Consider the following 20,416-nt stretch of genomic DNA (forward strand, 5'->3'; position numbering starts at 1 on the left):
CGAGCGGCTGACGGGGGGCACATGATCGTTCGGACCCTTCTCTTTTCGAGACGGTCGCGTTCGATCCCTGCCGCGTCACGGGACGTGCGGCGCCAGCCTCTGCCGCTCGTGGTGCGCGATGCGGATCAGCGACTCCTCCGACAGCTCATCCACCACGTGCAGGGTGCCGCCGGCCTGCCGGACGAGCTGCTCCAGGTACCGGCGGGAGGGCTGGAGCCCGATGCAGGTGAAGGGGATCCGCTGCGCCCGGAGCTGCCGGGCGGCCTCGACGGCGTCGGCCAGCGGATCCACGGACCACTTCGGGACGGTGGGGATGCCGTCGGTGATCAGGAGCAGCAGCGGCCTGCGGACCCGCGCGCTGTGGATCAGCTCCATGGAACGGATGAGGCCGTGCGCCAGCGGCGTGAGCCCCATCGGCTGGATGCGGGCGAGCCCGTCCTCCACGGCGCTGTAACTGCGGGTGAAGGGCACGTAGACCCGCACGTCCCGCTCCTGGAAGGCGATCACAGCGATGCGGTCGCGCGTGGAGACCAGCAGGTGCCGGGCCAGGTGCTTGGCCGCCAGGATGCGCCGGCCGGCCATGGAGGCGCTGGCGTCGATGAGCAGGCAGATGTCCAGCGACTGCTCCGCCGACCGCAGGTGGACGTGGACGTCCCTACGCTCCAGCCGGATGGGGACCGGCCCTTCCGCCGGGGCGCCCGCGGCGGACCGGCGGGCCCGCGCCAGCCAGGCGCGCCGGATGGCCGCCAGAACCGTCTCCGGCACGGCCAGGTCGCCCAGCCAGGCCCCGGGCTCGGCGGGCGCCGCGCCCCTGATCACGCCGTAGCGCACCTCCGGGGAAGGGGTCCCTTGTCCGGGACGCCGGCGCCGCAGCCCCGGAGCGCTGCGGCCGGGCACCCGCCGGATCAGCTTGCGGAAGCGCAGCTTCACGTCCCTGAGCCGGCTGCGCAGAAACGCCAGCAGCTCCTTCCCCTCCGGCGTGAGCCGCATGCCCCGCATCTCCCGGCGGATAAGCCCGGCCTCCTCCAGCTGCCGCAGGACGAACGGCGCCTGGTTGCCTTCGCCGTGGTAGAGAGCCGCCCACCCCTTCTCCCGGTCCAGGTCCTCCAGGACGCGCGCCAGGTCGTCGGGCGAGCCCACGCTGCGGGCGAGGGTCAGCGCCTGCAGCATCCGCTCGGCCTCCCGGGCCTCCCGCAGGGCGCGGGCGGCGCGCTCCTCCGGGGCGGGGCCGGGGCCGGTGCCGGCGTCCGGATCACCCGCTGGGGAGCCGTCTCCGGTCCCCCGTGTGCCGGACCCCGGGACCGGCTCCCGTGCCGAACCGACGCCCGCCGTGCCGGCCCCCGGGGCCCCGCCCCCTGAGCTGCCCCGTCCGACGCCTCCCCGAACGGCGCCCGTCCCCTCGCCCCCGGATCCGTCCAGTCCTCCGCCGCCCCGAACGACTCCCGGGGCCGCACCCCCCGGGCCGTCCGGGCCGCCGACGTCCGAACCGGCGCCGGGGTAACTCCCCCTCAGGCTGTCCGGCCCGCCGCTCATGGGAGCGGCGCCGGGGGCCCTGTCAGCCGGGCGGGCGGCTCCGCCGAGGCTCGGCGCGGCCGGGGCCCGCCTGCCCCGCCAGCCGGAGGAACCGGGCCCCGCCCCCCGTCCCGGCGGCCCGCCGGCAGGCGCCCGGTTGATGTAGGAGTCGAGGTTGTCCCCGTAATAGCGGCTCAGGTCCGCGTCGGCGCCGGGCCGCAGGCCGCCCCACCGGTGCACCAGCCGGTCGATCCGGCGCAGCTCCACCCCCTGCGCCAGGACGGCGGCCTCCACCGCGGCGACGATGCGCCACACCAGGGCCAGGTCCCGGTCCGGCAGCAGGCCGGCCAGGTGGACGTGGTTGCGGTGGGCCGCCTTGGCAGAGCGGTTGGCCATCCGGTCCATGGCGCTGGTCAGCCGGCCGCCGCCGGTGGCGGTCCCCACGTCGAAGTAGTCCGCGAGCAGCCGGCCGGGCCCGGGACCCGGCGGGGCGGGGAGCCCTTCCAGCGCCCGCCGGACCGCCGCCGCGACGGTGCGGTGATCGACGTCGGCCACCGCGTGGAACACGTCGATGTGCACCACCTGCCCGGGCTCGGCCAGCCCGTACGCGGCCTGTCCGAAGTCGACGCCCCGCAGGATGACGACCCGGCCCGGATCGTGCAGCTCCACCACGTGCAGGCCCCGGCTCACCACCGCCGCCTCACCCAGCCGCACCCCGCGCCCTTCCCGCAGGGCGCGGGTCAGCTTGGCCGCCCACCCCGGGGCAGGCGGCTTGCCCTGCCCGGTCACGGGTGGCCCAGCTCCTCTTCGGTGCGGACCCAGTCCTCGGGCGCCAGCGCGCTCAGCGGCCTGGCGGGGTTGGGCGGCGCTTGCGGCGGCAGCGTCGCCGGATCAGGCAGCGAGGGCCGCACGCGCAGCCGCGCCAGCGCCCGGTGCAGCCACGAGCCTCCCGCTCTTCCGTGCGTCCCTTCTCCCGGCTGCGCGCCGGCGCCGGATGCCAGGCGGGCGGCCCCGGTCCCCGGATCCACCGGCCCGCGCGAGCCGGCCGCCTGCAGATCTCCGGAACGTGTGCCGGCGTCCGGGCCCGTGGGTGGTCCTCCGGCGGGCCCGGGGTCCGGAGCCGGGCCGGTGCCTGCCGCGGATGCCGCAGTCTGAGCGGGAGCGGCTCCCGTAACCCCCTCGGCGCGCCCGTCGGGACCGGGCCCCGTCCCCGCGGCCGCTCCCGGCGACGGCCGGCCGGTTCCCGGCTCCGCCCCGGCCGGCAGCGGGCGGGCCGGCTCGGCCAGCACGCCGCCGAAGGAGAGGCCGGGGAAGCGGGTGCGGCCCGGGGCCGTCGCCGGACCGCCGGAAGCCGCCGCCAAGGGCGCCGGCGTCTCCGCGGGCGCCAGCCCCTCGGCCAGGTAGCTGGTCACCCGCCGCAGCAGCTCCGGATCCACCCGGTGGCGCAGAGCCATGGGAACCACCCGCAGCAGGTCCTCCGGCTGGACCTCCCTGCGGCCGTCCAGGCAGGCGGAGAGCCGGATGCCGGCCTGGATGGCCTCCACCCCCCGCAACGACTCCAGGTCGAACTGGCTGTACAGCGCGGCCACCTGCCGGCGGATGCCGGGCGGGATCGTCACCTGGCGCAGATCGGCGGTGCGCAGGGTCAGCCGGGTCCGCCACAGTTCGGCCTTCGTATCGGCGATGCGCGGCGGCCGGGCCTCGCCGGCCTCGGCGGCGGCGAGGATCTGCTCCACCACCTCGGGGTCCGACGGCCGGTCGGTGTAGATGGCGAAGTCGAACCGGTCGCTGAGCTGCCGGCGGATCTCCTCCAGGGGGCCCGGCTCCTCGTCCGGGTTGGAGGCCGCCCACACCGAGACCAGCACCGGCAGCTCCACCGGCGGCAGGCCCGTCTCCTCGATCTGGACTCGCCCCGGCCGGGTGCCCATGACGTCCAGCAGCACGTCGGCCAGCTCGGGCGAGGTCTCGGCCAGCCGGTTGATCTCGTCCACGAACAGGATGCCCCGGTGCGCCTGGGGGATGGTGCCGGGCAGCAGCGCCGCCTCGGGATGGGTGGCGCTCACCAGCCGGCTCAGGTCGATGGAGCCCACCACCGTGCCGATCTTGGCGGCGTGGGAGATCTCCAGGAACGGCATCGGCACCCGCTCCTCCCCCAGCGCCGCCACCTCCTCCGGGCTCAGGCCCCGGTGGACGGGGCAGTGGGGGGCGGACGGGTCGCAGTTGTACAGGCAGCCCCGGATGCGCCGGATGCGGGGCAGCGCCTTCCGCACCCGCCGCATGATGGTCGTCTTGCCGGTGCCCCTGAGCCCCTCGGCGTGAATGTGCAGGGGCCTTCCGGCCAGGGTGGAGACCAGCGACATCTCGACGGCCCGGAAGAGCGCATCGTTGCCGGGATGCCGCACCAGGCCGAAAACGGATTCCATGTCATACCCCCCGAACGTCGCAGCGATCAGTCCCCGTTAGTGTAACCAAACCCTGGGAAGAAACTCCCTCGCGGCTTGTCATTGCCGCCAGAATATCGCTCGACACGCTGTCGATGCGGGGGGTGGCAGATTCAGGGGCCTGCAGGGCGGGCCGTGGCGCCGACAATGTCGAAAGGGCGCCCCCGAAAGGGCGCCCCGTGTTGCTCTGTATGTCGAATCCTGCGCCTCCGCCGACCACCGGGCTCCGGCCCCCCGGCTACGCCCTGGCCGGCCTGGCGCCGGCAGGCCCGGGGTGGCCGCCTTCCCGGCTTTGCTCCCACACGAACCAGAGCGCGGCCGCGACGGTGATGGAGGAGTATGTGCCGGCGAGGATGCCGACGAACAGCGTGGAGGCCAGGTCCAGAACCGTCGACCCGCCCAGGAAGATCATCGCCAGCAGCATGAGCTGCACCGATACGCCGGTGTAGATGGACCGGGTGATGACCTCCTGAATCGACCGGGTCGCCATCTCCTCCAGCGACTCGCCCTTCTGCCGGCTGTGCAGGTTCTCCCGCAGCCGGTCCAGGACCACCACGGTGTCGTTCATCGAATAGCCCAGCACCGTGAGGATGGCCGCCACGAAGTTGGAGCTGATCTCCACCTGGAACAGCGCCAGCACGCCCATGGTGAGGAGCACGTCGTGCAGCAGGGCGACGACCGCTGCGACCCCCATGCGGAACTGGAACCGGATGGAGATGTAGATCACCTGCAGCACCGCGGCGATGCCCACGGCCAGCAGGGCCTTGTTCGTCAGCTCGGAGGAGACCGTCCCCGAGACCGCGTCCTCGCCGATGACGGTGTACGCCCCCAGGTGCAGGAGGCTGCCGTAGAGCCTGTCCTTGTCCTCGGCGCTCAGTTCGGGCGTGCGCACGAGGAACTCGGTGGCCTCGGGGCTCGCCGCCCCCTTGGGCTCCACCTGCTGGATCTGCGCGTCGATGCCGAGCGCGCTGTCGATCACGGTGCGCACCTGCTCGATCGTGACCGTGCGCTCAAACTGCAGGTCCAGCAGCAGGCCGCCCGTGAAGTCGATGCCCAGGTTCAGCCCCCGGAAGAGCAGCGCGCCGGCGGCCAGCAGCACGGTCACCAGGGTGAAGATGAGGTAGTGGCGGGCATAGCGCATGTAGCGGATGCGGGTAAGGCCCATCTAGTTGGCCACCTCCTTCACGCCGAACAGCGTCCGCTTGTTGAACCAGCCGGTGTCCACCGCGAGCTTGACCAGCCAGCGGGTGAAGGTGATGGCCGTGAAGATGGAGAGCACGGTGCCGACGAAGAGCGTGACCGCGAAGCCCCGCACCGGGCCGGTGCCCAGGTACCAGAGGATCGCCGCCGCGATGGCCGTGGTGATCTGGGAGTCCAGCACCGTGACGTACGCCCGGTGGAAGCCGGCGTCGATGCCGGAGCGCAGCCCCTTGCCCTTGCGCAGCTCCTCCTTGATGCGCTCGAAGATGATGACGTTGCCGTCCACCGCCATGGCAATGCCCAGCAGGAGGCCGGCGATGCCCGGGAGGGTGAACACGGCGTCGATGGCCAGCAGGACGACCATGTTCAGGATCGCGTAGACCCCCAGGGCGATGTCGGCCAGCAGGCCCGGGATGCGGTAGAGCAGGATCATGAACAGCAGCACGCCGACGATGCCGATCCAGCCCGCCCGGAGCGACTTGGCGACCGAGTCCGCGCCCAGGGTGGCGCTGACCATGCGGGCCTCCACCTCCACCAGCTTGACGGGCAGCGCGCCGCCGTTGATCAGGTTGGCCAGCGTGCCGGCCTCCTCCACGGTGAAGTTGCCGGTGATGGTGGCCTCGCCGCCCGGGATGGGCTCCTGGACCATCGGCGCCGAGATGATCTCATCGTCCAGCAGGATGAAGATCGGCTTCCCCACGTACTTGCGGGTGGCCTCGTAGAACTTGTCCGGCCCCTCGCCCTTCAGCTTCAGGGTCACGATGAAGCCGCTGCCCGACGGGTTCTGGGCCACGCCCGCCTTCTCCACGTCGTTGCCCGTCAGCACCTCGTTCCCTTCGGGGTCGATGAACTTCAGCACCGCGGTCTTGCCGATGACCTCCCGCGCCTGGTCGATGTCCGTCGCACCCGCGATCTCGACGATGATCCGGTTCTGGCCGTCCACCTGCACGATCGGCTCGGAGACGCCCAGGGCGTTGATCCGGTTTTCGATGACCTGCCGGGCCGCCTGGATCGTGTCCGGCGTCACCGGGCCCAGCTCAGATTCCACGCCCTCCAGCACGATGTGCGCGCCGCCCTGCAGGTCCAAGCCGAGCTTCATGTGCTGCAGGATCCTGGCCGAGCCGGTCTGCGGGTGCGGCGTCAGGTAGAACCCGATGACGCCGCCGACCACCACCAGAATCAGGGCCAGAACCAGCGCGTTCCAGCCGCCTCTCATGGCCTGTCCTCCTTAACGTTGGAATACAAGTGCGTCGCAAAGCAAAATGGAGGCTTCGCCTCCGCCCGCCCTCAGCAATATCCCCCTATTTCAACCGTTCCTGCCCGCGACCTCTTCCATTTTACGGCGGGCCCTATGGTGAGTCAAAGAAAATCACCACTACAGCAGCCGGTTTTCGTTCATCACCAGCTGGAACTGGCAGCCCAGATGGGCCGCCGCCCGCCGGCACATGATCATGCGGCTGAGGAAAATCTCGAAGTACTCCATGATCGCGATGATCGAGGTGTCGACCGTGAGGCTGAGCCGGATCACCTTTTCGGCCGGAAAGGCGTGCAGCTCGCTGTGGGTGACCGCGCAGTTGACCCGGTCGTGGATGTCGAAGGTGGCCACGTCCCGGTTGTAGACCCGGGTGCGATGCACATCGGACTTGTCGGCCAGGATCAGCGCGGCAGAGACGTCGTGTACCGGGTTGCCGATCTCCTCCTCGTGGTTGCCGATGGCCGACATGATGATGGCGATCTCCTCGGGCGCCATCCCCATCCGGCTCAGGATGTGATGAGCCAGCAGGGCGCTGGTCTGCCCGTGGCCCTGCCTGTTGACGATGTTGCCGATGTCGTGGAGCAGGGCGGCGATGCCCGCCAGCTCCCGCAGGCGCGGCGGCCGGTCCAGCTCCGCCATGAGCCCCATCGCCCGGTCGGCGACCAGCCCCACGTGCCGCAGCCCGTGCTCGGTGAAGCCGATGGCCGCCAGCATCTCGTTGGCCTTCACGATGTAGGCGCGCACCTCCGGATCCTGCCGCACCTGTTCGAAGGTCACCTTGCCCAATCCAGGTCCTCCCGTCACGTCCGCAACTTGCCGGCTGCCGCGCTGTCGCCGGCGAAACACCCGGCCGCCTGGGCCCCATGGGCCCGGCGGGTCTAGCGGTACGTCCGCGCCGCCGCCAGCGGTCCGTGATCCCCGATCCGCACCGGCGGCCACACCAGCGCGGCCGCCCGGCCCTCCACCCGCGCCACCGGGATCGGCCCCAGAAGGCGCGAGTCCAGCGAGGCGCCCCGGTTGTCGCCCATCACCCACACGTACCCCTCCGGCACCGTCAGCGGTCCCGCCCGGTAGGTGCCCGGGCTGCCGGGGTGGACGTAGGGTTCGTCGAGGAGCCGGCCGTTCACCCACACGGCGTCGCCCTCTACCGCCACCTCGTCCCCGGCGACGGCGATGACCCGCTTCACCAGGTGGCGGTGGGGATTGGCGGGATCCGCGATCACGACCACCTCGCCGGGCGCCGGCTCCCGGAGCCGGTAGACCAGCTTGTTCACCAGGAGCCGGTCGCCGTGGGCCAGGGTCGGCAGCATCGATTCGCCTTCCACCCGGAAGACCTGCACCCCGAAGGTGCGCACCACCAGCGCGACCACCAGGGCCAGCGCGGCGGTCTCCAGAATCTCCCGCACCAGCCCCCTGCGGGCCGGCGCCGGGCCCTCCTGCGGAGGCGCCATCACGTTCGCTCCTTCTCCTTCCACGTTTCGATAAACGCCAGCACCCGCTGGCGCACGTCCTCGATGCTCAGGTCGTCGGTGGGCAGGTACAGGTCGCATTCCGCCCGGGCGTAAGCCAGCCGCCTGCGCTGCTCCTCCAGCCGCTCAGGCCCGTAGCGGATCTCAGGCCGCCGGCGGCGGGCGGTCTCCCAGCGGGCATCCAGCATCACCAGGATGTTCGCGTCCGGATGCAGGTGCTTCCAGAGCCGCCGCACCACCGAGTGCTCCTGGGGGACGCTGTACGCCCGGATTCCCGCCGCGTTCAGGCCCGCTGCCAGCGTAGTCTTCCCTGCCGCGCACACGCCCACGATCGCGACGACGGGTTCACGCAAGCGCATCCCTCCCCGATCGGCTTCACCACTCCATGGTGACGCTCATCCGGCGGATGCGGTCCTCCCCTCCCGCGGTCACCCCCACGGCCAGCACCGCCATGTCGTCGGCGGGGCGCTGCTCATCCAGGCGCATCGCCTCGGCCAGGACCCGGTCGGCCAGGGCCTGCATCGACGCCGGATCGGCCTCCCGCACGATCGCCTCCAGCGCCTCCACCGGCCACTGCCGCCCGTGCCACCGGCCGGCCGCGTATACGCCGTCGGTCATGGCCAGGGCGACCAGCCCCGGCTCCAGCGGAATCTCGGCGATGACCGGGCGCAGCGTCTCCCGCATGCCGATGGGCTCCACCGGCTCGTCCAGCCGCAGGACCGAGCCGTCCCCCCGCCGGACCAGCACCGGCACGTGGGTGTTCCGGGTGACCACCAGGGTGCCGGTCCGGGCGTCCACGGAGAGCAGCACCAGTTCGGTGGAGACCTTGCCGTCCCGCACCGCGTACAGGTAGTCGTGCACTCCCCGGGCCACCGCGCCGTCCCGCACGCCGTCGGCCACCAGCTGCATCGCCTTCGCCACGACCAGCTGGCTCAGCCGCTTCGCCGAGCGGCCGTGCCGCTGCCCGTCCGCCAGAATGGCGGTGAGGCCGCCGCGGGGACGCTCCAACAGTTCTACAGAATCCCCACTTTCCACCAATCCAAACTTCGGCACCTTGGCGACCGCCATCGTCACCTGCACGGCTCCTGCCTCCCCGCGGTCTGCCCGGCTCCGCCCTGCCCCGCCGCCTCCGCCAGTTCGGCCTGCAGGGCCTGCTCGATGTCGCCGGCCCGGGCGCCCATCACCACCTGGACGGAGGACCCGGACCGCACCACCCCGGCCGCGCCGAAGGCGCGCAGCGCGGCGTCATCCACCGCTGCGGGATCGTTGACCTCCAGCCGCAGCCGGGTCATGCAGGCGGTGAGGCTGCGCACGTTGGCCGGCCCGCCCAGGGCATCCAGAATGGCGGCCGCCGAAGGCCCAGCGGCCCCGGCCGGACGCGCCGCCTCTGACGGCTCCCCTGCGGCCGCCCGGGCGTCCGAACCCCCGGCGCCCGCCACGGGGACGGCGTCGGTCTGTCCCAGCACCGGCGGCCGCCGCCACCGGATGATCAGACGGAAGGTGACGTAGTAGAGCGCCGTCCAGGCCGCCCCCAGGGGCAGGAGCAGCCAGCCGTTCTGCTGCCGGTGCCAGTTGACGACCGCCAGGGGCAGGGCGTACCCCCCCAGGTGGATGTCCAGCACGTACCCCAGCAGAGAGGCCGCGGCCGAAAAGAGCACGTGGATCCCGAACAGGAGCGGGGAGGCGAAGATGAAGGCGAACTCGATCGGCTCCGTGATGCCCAGCACCATGGCCGTGAGCACGCCGGTGAGCATCATCCCGCTCACCCGGCGGCGCTGCTCGGGCCGGGCCTCGTGCACCATCGCCAGGGCGGCGCCCAGCGGCCCGAAGGCCAGGGTGAGGAAGAACCCGGAGAGCAGCCGCCCCGCGCTGGGATCGCCGTGCAGGAAACGGATGTACTCGCCCATCACCACCTGGCCTGTGGCCGGGTCGGTCCACGCGCCCATCTGGTAGTCCATGAGCTGCATCAGGAGGTGGTGCAGGCCGGTGGGGATGAGCATCCGGATGATGCCGCCGTAGACGAACGCCCCGGCGCCGCCGGCGGCGTAGATCCACTCGCCCAGCAGGACGACGGCCCGGTGGAAGCCCGGCCACACGAGGCCGAACCCCCAGCCCAGGACCACCCCGGCCAGGGCCGCCAGGATCGGCCCCAGCCGCCGGCCCGAAAAGAGCGCGAGGAACTCGGGCAACCTGACCTTCGCCGCGTACCGGTACAGCCAGACGGCGGCGGCGCCGACCGCCACCCCGCCCAGGGCCCCGAAGTTCACCGCCGGATCGCCGGCCACGCCCTCCGCCACGGCCATCATCGTCAGGTACCCGGCGGCGGCGGAGAGCACCGCCATACCCTCGGCCTGGGCGAAGCCCACGGCGATGCCCATCGCGAAGAACAGCGGCAGCCACACCCGCAGCAGCTCCAGCCCCGCCGACTCCAGCGGGCCGATCCCCAGGACGGTTCCCAGGGCCACCAGCACCGCCGGGAGCGGCACGAAGGTCAGGGGAACCATCAGGCTGGCCGAGGCCCGCTGGAAGAACGCCGCCTTCTCTCGCACGACACTTACCCCCTCGCTGCGTCGGTCAGGTCGCCGAAGTGCATCAGCCGGATCCCACGCGCCTGCACCCGCTCCCGGGCGGCGGGGGAGGTCAGCGCGGCCAGCTCCACCTCCCGCTGTTCCTGCAGGGAGCTCAGGGACCGCAGCAGGTCGTCCACCTCGCCCGGATGCGTCACCAGCTCGGTGACCCCGTCCCCGACCCGGTCCAGCCGGGTGAGCAGCCCGGGCAGGTCGAAGTCGCCCGCCAGCGCGCGGTCCGGCGCGGCCAGGCCGCTTGCCCGGATCAGCGCGGTGGTGCGGCGCAGGGCGACGCCCAGCAGGGGGCCGGCCGGGCTCCACGGGGGAAAGGTCCCCTCCGGGAAGACGCCGGGCGGAAGGACCCGCACCGCCGGCACCCCGTACCGCCGGGCGACCCGGATCATGGCCCGGCAGAGCGGCGGGTAGGCCTGCAGGTACCGGTGGGTGTCCAGGTGGGTCGGCGGCCGGCCCATCAGCGCGACAAAACGCTCCACCTGCGCTGACCACTCCCGCTCCGCCTCGGCGGGCCGCATCCTGGCCAGAAGCCGGACGAGGCTGCGGCCGAACCGGCCGTCCGGCCCCACGAGGCTGGGAACCTCCGCGGGCGGCAGCACCGGTGCACCGGTGGTCAGGTTCAGGTGGAGCCCCACGCCCAGGCGGGGGGCGCGGCGCAACAGGCCGGCCATCTCGGCCGCCCAGGGGAAGTTGACCATGAACGTCGTGGAGGTGACGATGCCCTCCCAGTGAGCCCGCAGGATGCCCCGGCTGACGCCCGGGCTGAGGCCGAAGTCGTCCGCGTTGACGATCAGTCCCCGCATGGCCGGCCCTCAGGCGAACTGCGGCAGGTACTTGCGGTGCGCGGCCAGCAGCTCGTCCACGACCTTCTCGGCGAGGGGCCGCGGCGCCCCCAGCGGGTTGAGCTCGGCGGCCTCCACGGCCAGGCTCCGGTCGCCCTCCATCGCAGCCCGCACGTTGAGCGTCTCCGAGGCCTTGATGCGGGCGATGAGCTCGGCCTCCTTCCGGGGCAGCGCCGGCTGGGGGATCGGCGTCCAGCCGCTGCCGTCGACGATCGCCGAGAACTGGGCTGCCTCCTCCGGCGGAAGGTGGCGCACGGCGCCGGCCCCGCGCTGCTGGATGACGAAGCGCGTGGGCCGGTTCGCCGCCATGGCGGCGATCACCTGCGAGGCCAGGTCCGAGTGGGCCGGGTGACCCCGGTGCTCCTTCAGCACCGGCTGCTCCTGCCCGGCCACGTCCGCGTAGTGGCGGTACAGCTGCTGCACCCGCTCGATCAGGAACTCGGCCCGGGTCCGCTCGGCCCGCAGCAGCTTCTTGAGGATCTGGTCCTTGTAGTAGTAGTACCGGAGATAGGGGTCGGGCACCATCCCGTGCTGGCGGAAGAGCCGCACCGTACCCGTCTGCTCGCCCAGCGGCAGCAGCGACGCCACCGGGCCCAGCGCGGCGGCCCAGCGGCGCAGCCGCGCCGTCACGTCCTCGCCGTCCAGCAGCACCCGGCTGACCCAGCCGCCGTGGTTGATACCGGCATAATCCAGGGCAATGCGGCGGTAGTCCACCCGCAGCAGCCGGCCGATGGCCCACTGCAGGCCCGTGGGCATGTCGCAGAGGCCGATGAACCGGGCGTCGGGAAAGCGGCGGATCACCGCCTCGGTGACCATGCCGGCAGGGTTGGCGTAGTTGATGATCCACGCCTCCGGGGCGAGCCGCTGCACCTCCTCCACGATCTCCAGCATCACCGGGATCGTGCGCCAGGCGAAGGCGAACCCGCCCAGGCCCAGGGTCTCCTGGCCGATCAGCCCGTGCTTCAGGGGGATCTTCTCGTCCAGGGCCCGGTGCTGCAGCCCGCCGACCCGGGGCTGCGTGAGGATGAACCGGGAGCCGGTGATGGCCTCCGCCCGGTCCAGCGTGGCCGTGACGCGCAGGTCGGCCCCCGCCGCCCGCACCAGCGCCCGTGCCAGCCGCTCGATCACCCGCAGGTTCGCGCCGTCGATGTCGTGCAGGCACAGCTCGCCCCCGGCATACAGGGCGTGATCCTGGAGAAGGCCGAGGATGATGTCCGGCGTGTATGCGCTTGCGCCGCCGATGATCGTCAGTTTCATGCGGTCACCTTCCCTCGCTTGCGGGGTGGCATGCCAACCCTTTCCTGATACTTCGCCCGCACCGGCCAAAGTCCCTGTCAGAGAATCCAAAAGAGCGGGAAGGCCTGCCCTGTGGCACGGCCTTCCCGCACGCTATCGGCTGCCGCCTGTACTGTCCTGGGAGCCGCCACCGGAGCCGCCCTGCTGCTGGCCCCCGCCCTGGCCCGAGCCCCCGGAGCCGCCGGACTTGCCTCCCTTCCCCCCGCCGGTCTCCTTCTCCTCCTGGTCCTTTTCGCCCTCCTCCCGTTCCTGCTTCTCCCGATCCTCTCCCCCTCCCTGGCTGTGCTGCTGCTGGGACTCGGGCTGCTGCTGCGGCATGCACCCGCTCACCGTAACCGCGCCGACGGCCAGGACGAGGGCGAGCATCAAGCTGAACAACCGCTGCCGAACACGCACGGTCCCAATCCCTCCCTTTTGCGAGCGCGTAGGATGACGCTCATAGCTTGCCCGCGGCCGCCGGCGTGCACGCGCCGGCCCGGGTATAGCCGCCCTGCGCATGCGGGCACCTTACATCTGGAAACGGGAGGGGTGTGCGTGAACGTCTGGGATGGGCTGAAGCGTCTGCTGGATCCGTCCACCACCATGTCCAAGGACACGTTCAGCCTGGAAGACCAGGGTCACCCGCCCGCGAGCGCCGAGCAGGCCGCCCACATGGTCGCCGACGCCCGCATCCACACCTCCGCCCTGCTCACCCGGCTGGACAGGTTGGCGCAGGCCGCCGGGCAGGGCGGGGAAGCGATCCGGCAGGCGGGGGATCTCTCCGCGAACCTGGACGAGAACGTCAACCACTTCAAGGAGCTCTTCCGGCACCCCCGGAACAAGGACCTCATCGTCCGCGAGATCACCATCGCCACCGTGCCGCCGATCCGGGCGGCCCTCCTGTTCATGGAGGGGATCTCTGACAAGCAGATCATCAACGGGTACATCCTGGAGCCCCTGATGCTGCTGGGCCACGAGCTTCGGCTCAGCCCGCAGCCGGGCCCCGCCGCCGTGGACCTGGTCGAGCAGCGGCTGCTCACCGGCAACCAGGTGAGCCGCCACCACGACGTCTCGTCCCTGGCGGAGGCGATGCTGGCCGGCGACACCGTCATCCTGCTGGACGGGGCGGCCGTGGGCCTGGCGGTGGAGACCAAGGACCCGCCGACCCGCAGCGTCAGCGACCCCAAGGTCGAGCAGGTGATCTGGGGACCCAACGATGCCTTCACGGAGGCCTGGCGGGTCAACGTCGCCCTGGTGCGCCGCCGGCTGAAGGACCCGCGCCTGGTCACCGAGATCCTCACGGTGGGCACCGTGAGCCAGACCTACGTGGGGATGATGTACATCGACACCATCGCCCCGCCGCTGCTGGTCGCCGAGGTGAAGCGGCGGATCGAGGCGATCAAGGTCGACGTGGTGAACGGCTCGGGCACGCTTCAGCCCTACATCGACGACCACCCCCGGTCGCTCCTGCCGACCACCCTGATGACCGAGCGGCCCGACCGGGCGGCCGCCTACCTGTCGGAAGGGCACGTGGTGCTGTTCGTCGACACCTCCCCCCACGCCATCATCTGCCCGACGACCTTCTGGGCGCTCCTGCAAACGGCCGAGGACTACTACCTCCGCTGGCCCTTCGGCACCATCCTGCGCTACATCCGGGCCGGCGCCCTGATCATCTCGCTGGTGCTTCCGTCCTTCTACATCGCCATGGTGAACTACCACCCGGAGATGATCCCCACCGAACTCATGCTCTTCCTCGCCCAGAGCCGGGAGCCGGTCCCGATGCCGGCGGTGGTGGAGTTGCTGGCCATGGAGGTCGTCTTCGAGCTGATCCGTGAGGCGGGCGCCCGCATCCCCGGGGTCATCGGTCCCACGGTGGGGCTCGTGGCCTCCCTGGTGCTGGGGCAGGCCGCGGTGGAGGCCCGCATCGTCAGCCCGATCATGATCCTGGTGGTAGCCGTCACCGGCCTGGCCTCCTTCGCCCTGCCCAACTACCTTGCGGGCTGGGGCATCCGGACCCTCCGCTTCATGTTGCTCATGTTGACCACCGTGCTGGGCTTCATGGGGCTGGCCGCCGGGCTCCACACGCTGGTGGTGTACGCGGCCAGCCTGCGCTCCTTCGGGATCGCCTACCTCACCCCCGTGGTGGCCTACGCGGGAAAGGCGCAGGACGTGGTGTACAAGCCGCCCCTGTACAAGCAGGAGGAGCGGCCGGGCTATATGCATTCGCTCAACCGGCGGCGGCAGCGGGAGATCGTGCGCACCTGGGACCCCCGTTCGCCGCAGCCCGATCCGCGTCAGGGAGGCTGAACCATGCAGCAGTTCGAGGGCCACATCAGCGCCCGGGAGGGCAGCGTGCTGCTGTTCACGGTCCTGGGGGCCATGCTGTTCCTGCAGTATCCGCAGTACCTGGTGCGGATCGGGGGACCGGCGGCCTGGCAGGCAGGCATCCTGATCACCCTCTTCAGCCTCCTGGCGGTGCTGCCCATGGTGGTTCTGGTGCGGCGCTTCCCCGGCGAGTCGCTGGCCGACATCAGCCTGCAGACCGCAGGGCCGGTCGTGGGTCCGCTGCTCACCCTGGCGGTCTCTGTCTGGCTCCTGGCCGTCTCCATCGTCACCCTTCGCAACTTCACCGACACCTTCATCAACACGATCCTGCCGCAGACCCCGCCCAGCGTGCTCATCGTGACGGCGACGGCCGCGGCCGTCTTCTCCTCCTACCGCGGGGCCGAGGCCATCGCGCGCACCGCGTACATCCTCCTGCCGCTGATCGCGGCGGGGGTGCTCTCGGTGCTGGTGTTCAGCCTGCCCCGCATGGACACGACCCTGCTCTTCCCGCTGTGGGGCTTCGGCTTCCGGCAGACCCTGCTCGGTAGCCTGTACCTCACCAGCGTGGCGGCTGAGGCGATCGCGCTGCTGGCGGTGGGCAACGTCTTCCGGACGGCCCGGTGCCTGCAGCACAGCACGCTGCAGGGGATCCTGCTGTTCGGGGTGACCGCGACGTTCACCGTGACGGTACTTGTGGCCACGGCGGGGCCGCCTGTGGCGCGGGAGGCCCCCTTTCCCGTGTACTATCTCGCCCGCCTGATCTACCTGGGCCGGTTCCTGCAGCGCACCGAGTCGCTGATCGTCCTGTTGTGGATGTTCGCCGCCGGCACCCGGTTCTCGGCGCTGTTCCATGCCGGGGTGGCCTCCCTGTCCGGGGCCCTGCGACTGCCCGAGTACCGTCCGCTGCTCTTCCCCTGCGCGGTCCTCGTCTCGGCGCTGTCCCTCCTGCCCCAGGACTACGTGACCGTGATCAGGCTCGACCGACTGGTGATCCGGCCGATGGGCTTCGGCGCGCTGGCGGTCCCGCTTCTGCTCCTCATTCTCGCAGCCATCCGCGGCAAGGGGGCCGCCGGCAATGCCACGTAGCCTGCTGGTCCTCCTGCTGGTCCTCCCGCTGCTGGCCGGCTGCTGGAACAAGATGGAGATCGAGGAGGGCGCCTACGTGCTGGCGTTGGGGGTGGACGAGGGCCGCGGCGGCAGCCTCGCCATCACCGTGGTCATCGCCAAGCCCCGTGCGCTGGCGGGAAAGGAGGGCGGCAGCCCCGAAGAGCCGCCCGTCCTGATCACGACGGTGGAGGCGCCCGGAATCGCCGCGGCGACCAACATCCTGCACGGGTACATCGGCCGGCGGGTCCAGTTCCACCACGTGCAGGCGGTGTTCGTGCACGAACAGCTGGCGCGGGAGAAGGGGCTGGTGTTCCTGGACGAGGTCGCCCGCTTCCGCCAGCTGCGGGAGACGGCCTTCCTGATCGTCACCCGGGAGCCGGCGGCCGAGTTCCTGCAGCGGGTGGCGCCGGAGCTGGATATCAACCCGATCAAGTTCATCGAGCAGCTCACGTACCATACGCGGACCAGCGGCACGCTGCCGTCGGCCAGCCAGATCAGCTCCTTCATCGCGCTGCTGAACGCGGAGTACCAGGAGCCGATCGCCTACTACGCCGCCCTCTCCGCCGAGGAGAGCGGGAGCGAGACCATCTCCCCCGAGCGGGAGTCGCAGATCGAGGCCGGCGTTCTGCCCCGCAGCGGCGGCCCCGCCGTGGAGATGATCGGCGCCGCGGTCTTCCGGGGGCGCCGGATGGTCGGCGTGCTGAACGGCGAGGAGGTCCGGGCGCTGCTGGTCCTGCAGAACCGCTTCCAGGGCGCCTTCGACGCCATCCCCGACCCCGGCGACCCGGACGAGTTCATCATCCTGCACGTAAGCCGGGGGCGGCCGACCCGCATCTTCGTGGACCGGCTGGGGGAGAAGCCCTCCATCCGGGCGTACATCACGCTGGAGGCTGAGGTGGTGGGCGTGCCTTCGGGCATCGACTACGCCCTGCCCGACAGGCAGGACGAACTGGAGCAGGCCATCGGGCAGCACGTGCTGCAGACCATGGAGCGGCTGATCGAGAAGACGCAGCGGTGGGAGAGCGACGTCGCCGGCTTCGGCCGCCACGCGGTGTCGGCTTTCCCCACCGTGCAGACCTGGGAAGCGTACAACTGGCCCAGGCGGTACGCCGAGGCGGAGATCACCGCCACCGTGGACGTCCGGCTGCGGCGCTTCGGCCTCACGCTGGCGCCGACCCGGTCCTCCGAGGAGAGGATGACGCGTTGATGAAGGTTGTGGTCGTGCTGGGCACCCTGCTCGTGGCCGTCTACACGCTCAACTACGCCCGCTGGGCCTGGCGGCGGCAGCTGCGCTTCGGGGCGGCGGGGCTCGTGCTGTTGGCGGTGGCCACCGTGGCGGTGCCCGCGTGGATCATGTGGTTTCTGAACTGAACACGGCATCAGGAAAGGCCAGGCGGCTCGCCTGGCCTTGTCACTGCCTCCGGGCTGTGCCCGGATCCTAGTGCATATCCTTCGACGGGTCCCGGAAGCCCTCGCCCAGCACCTCGTGCACCTCAGCCACCACCACGAACGCCTTCGGGTCCTCCGCGTACGCGATCTGCTTGACCTGGGTGAGCTCGGTGCGCTGGGCGACGGTATAGAGGATGGTGCGGGGCTCGCCGGTGAAGGCCCCGGTGCCGTTGATGATCGTCACGCCGCGCTCGACCTCGTTCATGATCCGGCGAGCGATCGGCTCCGGCCGGGTGGTGATGATGGTCACGCCCCGGGCCGAGTAGAGGCCCACCTGCACGACGTCGACGACCTTCGACGAGATGATCAGGGTGATGACCGCCCACATGGCCGCCTCGGGCGAGAAGGCGACCGCCGCCATGGCCAGGACGACGGTGTCCACCGCGAGCACCATGGATCCGACCGAGAAGCCGGACCGCTGCTGCAGCACCAGGGCCAGCACCTCGGTGCCCCCCGTGCTGCCGCCGGAACGCAGGACCAGGCCCAGGCCGATGCCCATGGTGAGGCCGCCGTAGATGATGGCCAGCACCACCTGGTCCGTGATGGGCGGGACGTTGGCCGTGACCGCCAGGAAGAACGAGTAGGCGGCCACCCCGATGAGCGAGCGCCGGATGAGCCGCCAGCCCTTTACTTTCAGCCCAAGGGCGAGGATGGGGATGTTGACGACCACCTGGGTGACCCACATGGGCACCCCCAGGAGGTGGTAGAGGATGATGCCGATGCCGGTGACGCCGCCTTCGGCCAGCTTCAGCGGCACGAGGAAGACATTGGCCGAGAGGGCCATCAGCAGCGCGCCGGCGAGCAGCTGCAGTATCCAGAGCACGTCGGGGCCTCCTTGGGCGGACAGGCGGGGCGGTACGAGCAGACGTCCGTAGTCTGCCCGCGCCTACTCCTGCTCCTTCTCCTTGTCCGAAACGTTCTTGTCGTCGTCCTGCTTGACCGCCTTGCGGAACTCCTTGATCGAATCCCCCAGCCCGCGCGCCAGCTGCGGCAGCTTGGCGCCGCCGAAGAGCAGGAGAATGACGAGGACGATAAGCAGGATCTCCATGGTGCCGAGGCGGCCAAACATGCGCGATTCCTCCCTGCTGCGTAATCTACGGCATACCTCACGAAGGTTCGGGGTGCGGGGGCGTTTCTCCTGCAGCCCCGCAGGAGGCGAACGGTTCAGCCCGTTGGTCAGCCGTTCCGGAGGCGCTCCGGATAGTCGGTCATGATGCCGTCAACCCCGGCGTTCTGCATGAGGGCGAGCGCCAGCGGATCGTTCACCGTCCAGCAGTTCACCTTCAGCCCCGCCGCGTGTGCGGCCTCCACGTACTCGGGCGTCACCCACGGCCACGCGGGATGGATGGCCTCGCACCCGATCGCCTTCGCCATGCCGACGGGGTCCACCAGGTTGCTCGAGGTCAGCATGCCCAGGGGCAGCTCCGGACAGATCTCCTTCAGCTTCACCAGGGCGCGGTGATCGAAGGAGGAGACCTGCGTACGGTCCAGGACACCCTCCGCCTTCAGCAGGTCGACCAGCTCCTGCTCGATGCCCGGGTAGTGCACCGACCCTGCCTTCAGCTCCAGGTAGAGCCGGACCCCGGGCGGCGTGGCCCGCACCAGCTCCTGCAGGGTGGGCACCCGTTCGCCGGCGAAGCGCGGGTCCTTCCAGGAGCCGGCGTCCAGCGCCCGGATCTGCTCCAGCGTCATGGCCATCACCAGCCCGGACCCGTCGGTGGTGCGGTCCACCGCCGGGTCGTGGATGACGACCAGGTGGCCGTCGGCCGTGCGGTGCACGTCGAACTCGATGCCGTCGACGCCCAGTTCGAAGGCCCTTCGGAACGAAACCATGGTGTTCTCCGGGTGGGTGCCGGCGGCACCCCTGTGACCGATCACCTGCGGCATGCGTCCTCACCTCTGCTGGCAGCGCTAAAGGAATACAGTTAAGACGTCTCGAAATGTGCTACCCAATTCCGCCTGGGGAGAAGGGAGCACCTCTGATGGACCTCAAACTACTCCGCACCTTCGTGACGGCAGCGGAGCTGGAGAACTTCCACCAGACCGCCGAGCGGCTCTACCTGGCCCAGCCCACGGTTACGACGCACATCCGCCAGTTGGAACACCTGCTGGGTTTCCAGCTCTTCGAGCGGGTGGGCAAGCGGGTCCGGCTGACGCCGGCCGGGCACCGGTTCCTGCCGCATGCCCGCAGGGTGCTGGCCACTTACGAGCAGGCCGTGAACGAGATGACCGCCTGGTGGCAGGGTTATGATACCCGGCTGCAACTGGTCACCTCGCCGCTGGTGGCCACATCGGTCCTGCCGGGGCTGCTCAAGGAGTTCACCCAGGAGAACCCGCGGGTCGAGGTGATCATCACCACCGAGGTCTCCTCCGCCGTCGGGCAGGTGGTCGCTTCCGGCGCCGCGCACGTAGGGCTGGCCCGGGCGCCCTCGACGCATCCGGACACGATTTCGACAGTACTGTACACGGATCCTGTCGTGTTGGTGGCCGCGCCGGAAAATGCTGCCGGTGCCGGCTGGATGGACCTGATCGGCCGCCACCTGCTGCTCACCGGCAACCACCCGATCTACTGGGATCCCCTCCTGGTGGCGGTCAGCCGGCGACAGCCCCACCTGCGCACCCTGGCGGTGGACCGTGTCGACGTCACCAAGCGGCTGCTGGAAGAGGGCCTCGGCGTCTCGTTCCTCCCCCTTTCTTCGGTGGTGCGGGAACTGGCCGAAGGGCGGCTGGTCACCGTGCCGGTGGACATGGAGCTGCCCACGGCGGCCACCTACCTGATCCTGCCCCAGCACCGGGAGGTGCCCGACGCGGCCAGGCAGTTCGTGCAGCTGTTGAAGCGGTCATTCCCCGGCGGCGTTGCCCCCGGGCCGCAGGGGCGGTGACGGGCAGTCCCGGCGACCGGGATGAGCATGGGCGGGATGGGTCGGCCCGGGTACCAGCAGACCCCAGCGCTTCCCGA

Annotated in this window: 20 protein-coding genes; 5 read left to right on the forward strand and 15 right to left on the reverse strand. The window is 71.0% G+C overall.

What is annotated here, in order from left to right; all coding sequences use genetic code 11:
- Positions 1 to 75: 75 nt before the first annotated feature.
- The 12 genes from STH_RS19760 to STH_RS12200 all read right to left on the reverse strand — a co-directional run bounded on the left by STH_RS19760 (position 76) and on the right by STH_RS12200 (position 12,993).
- Positions 76 to 2,301: a VWA domain-containing protein gene (locus tag STH_RS19760; protein ID WP_011196563.1), complete on the reverse strand. Its 2,226-nt coding sequence runs from the start codon at positions 2,299 to 2,301 to the stop codon at positions 76 to 78.
- Positions 2,298 to 3,935 carry a chelatase gene (locus STH_RS19185; protein WP_011196564.1) on the reverse strand — a complete coding sequence of 546 codons (1,638 nt, stop codon included), beginning with the start codon at positions 3,933 to 3,935 and terminating at the stop codon, positions 2,298 to 2,300. The genes STH_RS19760 and STH_RS19185 overlap by 4 nt, the downstream gene beginning before the upstream one ends.
- A gap of 256 nt (positions 3,936 to 4,191) precedes the next feature.
- Entirely contained in the window at positions 4,192 to 5,118 is a 927-nt protein-coding gene (gene secF / locus STH_RS12155; RefSeq protein ID WP_011196565.1) for a protein translocase subunit SecF, read from the reverse strand.
- Complete coding sequence (gene secD, locus STH_RS12160) at positions 5,119 to 6,369, reverse strand: protein translocase subunit SecD (RefSeq protein WP_011196566.1); 1,251 nt, start codon at positions 6,367 to 6,369, stop codon at positions 5,119 to 5,121. It lies immediately after the preceding gene.
- Between the two features lie 159 nt (positions 6,370 to 6,528).
- Positions 6,529 to 7,194, reverse strand: a complete 666-nt coding sequence (locus STH_RS12165; RefSeq protein ID WP_070105461.1) for an HD domain-containing protein — start codon at positions 7,192 to 7,194, stop codon at positions 6,529 to 6,531.
- Positions 7,195 to 7,286: 92 nt separating this feature from the next.
- Positions 7,287 to 7,859 carry a signal peptidase I gene (gene lepB, locus STH_RS12170; RefSeq protein WP_011196568.1) on the reverse strand — a complete coding sequence of 191 codons (573 nt, stop codon included), beginning with the start codon at positions 7,857 to 7,859 and terminating at the stop codon, positions 7,287 to 7,289.
- Positions 7,859 to 8,230, reverse strand: coding sequence for a hypothetical protein (locus STH_RS12175; RefSeq protein WP_197525175.1), 372 nt, complete (start codon positions 8,228 to 8,230; stop codon positions 7,859 to 7,861). Before STH_RS12175 ends, lepB begins: the two co-directional genes overlap by 1 nt.
- 22 nt (positions 8,231 to 8,252) lie before the next feature.
- On the reverse strand, positions 8,253 to 8,957 hold the full coding sequence (locus STH_RS12180; protein WP_011196570.1) for a PP2C family protein-serine/threonine phosphatase: 705 nt from the start codon (positions 8,955 to 8,957) through the stop codon (positions 8,253 to 8,255).
- On the reverse strand, positions 8,948 to 10,426 hold the full coding sequence (locus tag STH_RS12185; RefSeq protein ID WP_011196571.1) for a PTS transporter subunit EIIC: 1,479 nt from the start codon (positions 10,424 to 10,426) through the stop codon (positions 8,948 to 8,950). Before STH_RS12185 ends, STH_RS12180 begins: the two co-directional genes overlap by 10 nt.
- 5 nt (positions 10,427 to 10,431) lie before the next feature.
- Positions 10,432 to 11,262 carry a carbohydrate deacetylase gene (locus tag STH_RS17430; RefSeq protein ID WP_011196572.1) on the reverse strand — a complete coding sequence of 277 codons (831 nt, stop codon included), beginning with the start codon at positions 11,260 to 11,262 and terminating at the stop codon, positions 10,432 to 10,434.
- A gap of 9 nt (positions 11,263 to 11,271) precedes the next feature.
- Positions 11,272 to 12,558 carry a 6-phospho-beta-glucosidase gene (locus STH_RS12195; RefSeq protein ID WP_043714048.1) on the reverse strand — a complete coding sequence of 429 codons (1,287 nt, stop codon included), beginning with the start codon at positions 12,556 to 12,558 and terminating at the stop codon, positions 11,272 to 11,274.
- A gap of 132 nt (positions 12,559 to 12,690) precedes the next feature.
- The gene (locus tag STH_RS12200) at positions 12,691 to 12,993 is read right to left on the reverse strand and encodes a hypothetical protein (protein WP_043714050.1); all 303 of its coding nucleotides are present in this window, start codon (positions 12,991 to 12,993) and stop codon (positions 12,691 to 12,693) included.
- Between the two features lie 138 nt (positions 12,994 to 13,131).
- Here STH_RS12200 and STH_RS12205 point away from each other — a divergent pair, with 138 nt between their 5' ends.
- From STH_RS12205 to STH_RS18900, 4 genes are read left to right on the forward strand one after another with little or no spacing between them, the layout of a single operon-like run.
- Entirely contained in the window at positions 13,132 to 14,883 is a 1,752-nt protein-coding gene (locus tag STH_RS12205) for a spore germination protein (protein ID WP_050742269.1), read from the forward strand.
- Between the two features lie 3 nt (positions 14,884 to 14,886).
- Entirely contained in the window at positions 14,887 to 15,987 is a 1,101-nt protein-coding gene (locus STH_RS12210) for a GerAB/ArcD/ProY family transporter (protein WP_011196576.1), read from the forward strand.
- Entirely contained in the window at positions 15,977 to 17,215 is a 1,239-nt protein-coding gene (locus STH_RS12215) for a Ger(x)C family spore germination protein (protein ID WP_011196577.1), read from the forward strand. Before STH_RS12210 ends, STH_RS12215 begins: the two co-directional genes overlap by 11 nt.
- The gene (locus STH_RS18900; RefSeq protein ID WP_011196578.1) at positions 17,215 to 17,379 is read left to right on the forward strand and encodes a hypothetical protein; all 165 of its coding nucleotides are present in this window, start codon (positions 17,215 to 17,217) and stop codon (positions 17,377 to 17,379) included. Before STH_RS12215 ends, STH_RS18900 begins: the two co-directional genes overlap by 1 nt.
- A gap of 67 nt (positions 17,380 to 17,446) precedes the next feature.
- Here STH_RS18900 and STH_RS12220 read toward each other — a convergent pair whose 3' ends face one another.
- From STH_RS12220 to STH_RS12230, 3 genes are all read right to left on the reverse strand, one after another.
- Entirely contained in the window at positions 17,447 to 18,280 is an 834-nt protein-coding gene (locus STH_RS12220) for a YitT family protein (RefSeq protein ID WP_011196579.1), read from the reverse strand.
- Positions 18,281 to 18,343: 63 nt separating this feature from the next.
- Positions 18,344 to 18,526: a twin-arginine translocase TatA/TatE family subunit gene (gene tatA / locus STH_RS12225; protein WP_011196580.1), complete on the reverse strand. Its 183-nt coding sequence runs from the start codon at positions 18,524 to 18,526 to the stop codon at positions 18,344 to 18,346.
- Positions 18,527 to 18,633: 107 nt separating this feature from the next.
- Positions 18,634 to 19,344, reverse strand: coding sequence for a glycerophosphodiester phosphodiesterase (locus tag STH_RS12230; protein WP_011196581.1), 711 nt, complete (start codon positions 19,342 to 19,344; stop codon positions 18,634 to 18,636).
- A gap of 95 nt (positions 19,345 to 19,439) precedes the next feature.
- Between STH_RS12230 and STH_RS12235 the strand changes: the two genes are divergently transcribed.
- Entirely contained in the window at positions 19,440 to 20,339 is a 900-nt protein-coding gene (locus tag STH_RS12235; RefSeq protein WP_011196582.1) for a LysR family transcriptional regulator, read from the forward strand.
- Positions 20,340 to 20,416 lie beyond the last annotated feature (77 nt).

Origin of the sequence: Symbiobacterium thermophilum IAM 14863, from assembly GCF_000009905.1 — a bacterium.
GTDB classification, from domain to species: Bacteria; Bacillota; Sulfobacillia; order Symbiobacteriales; family Symbiobacteriaceae; genus Symbiobacterium; species Symbiobacterium thermophilum.

Bases quoted from the DNA above. Each gene is read 5' to 3' on its own strand.
- STH_RS19185 (WP_011196564.1), bottom strand. From the start codon at position 3,935: ATGGAATCCGTTTTCGGCCTGGTGCGGCATCCCGGCAACGATGCGCTC.
- secF (WP_011196565.1), bottom strand. From the start codon at position 5,118: ATGGGCCTTACCCGCATCCGCTACATGCGCTATGCCCGCCACTACCTC.
- secD (WP_011196566.1), bottom strand. From the start codon at position 6,369: ATGAGAGGCGGCTGGAACGCGCTGGTTCTGGCCCTGATTCTGGTGGTG.
- lepB (WP_011196568.1), bottom strand. From the start codon at position 7,859: ATGGCGCCTCCGCAGGAGGGCCCGGCGCCGGCCCGCAGGGGGCTGGTG.
- STH_RS17430 (WP_011196572.1), bottom strand. From the start codon at position 11,262: ATGCGGGGACTGATCGTCAACGCGGACGACTTCGGCCTCAGCCCGGGC.
- STH_RS12195 (WP_043714048.1), bottom strand. From the start codon at position 12,558: ATGAAACTGACGATCATCGGCGGCGCAAGCGCATACACGCCGGACATC.
- STH_RS12210 (WP_011196576.1), top strand. From the start codon at position 14,887: ATGCAGCAGTTCGAGGGCCACATCAGCGCCCGGGAGGGCAGCGTGCTG.
- STH_RS12215 (WP_011196577.1), top strand. From the start codon at position 15,977: ATGCCACGTAGCCTGCTGGTCCTCCTGCTGGTCCTCCCGCTGCTGGCC.
- STH_RS18900 (WP_011196578.1), top strand. From the start codon at position 17,215: ATGAAGGTTGTGGTCGTGCTGGGCACCCTGCTCGTGGCCGTCTACACG.
- tatA (WP_011196580.1), bottom strand. From the start codon at position 18,526: ATGTTTGGCCGCCTCGGCACCATGGAGATCCTGCTTATCGTCCTCGTC.
- STH_RS12230 (WP_011196581.1), bottom strand. From the start codon at position 19,344: ATGCCGCAGGTGATCGGTCACAGGGGTGCCGCCGGCACCCACCCGGAG.
- STH_RS12235 (WP_011196582.1), top strand. From the start codon at position 19,440: ATGGACCTCAAACTACTCCGCACCTTCGTGACGGCAGCGGAGCTGGAG.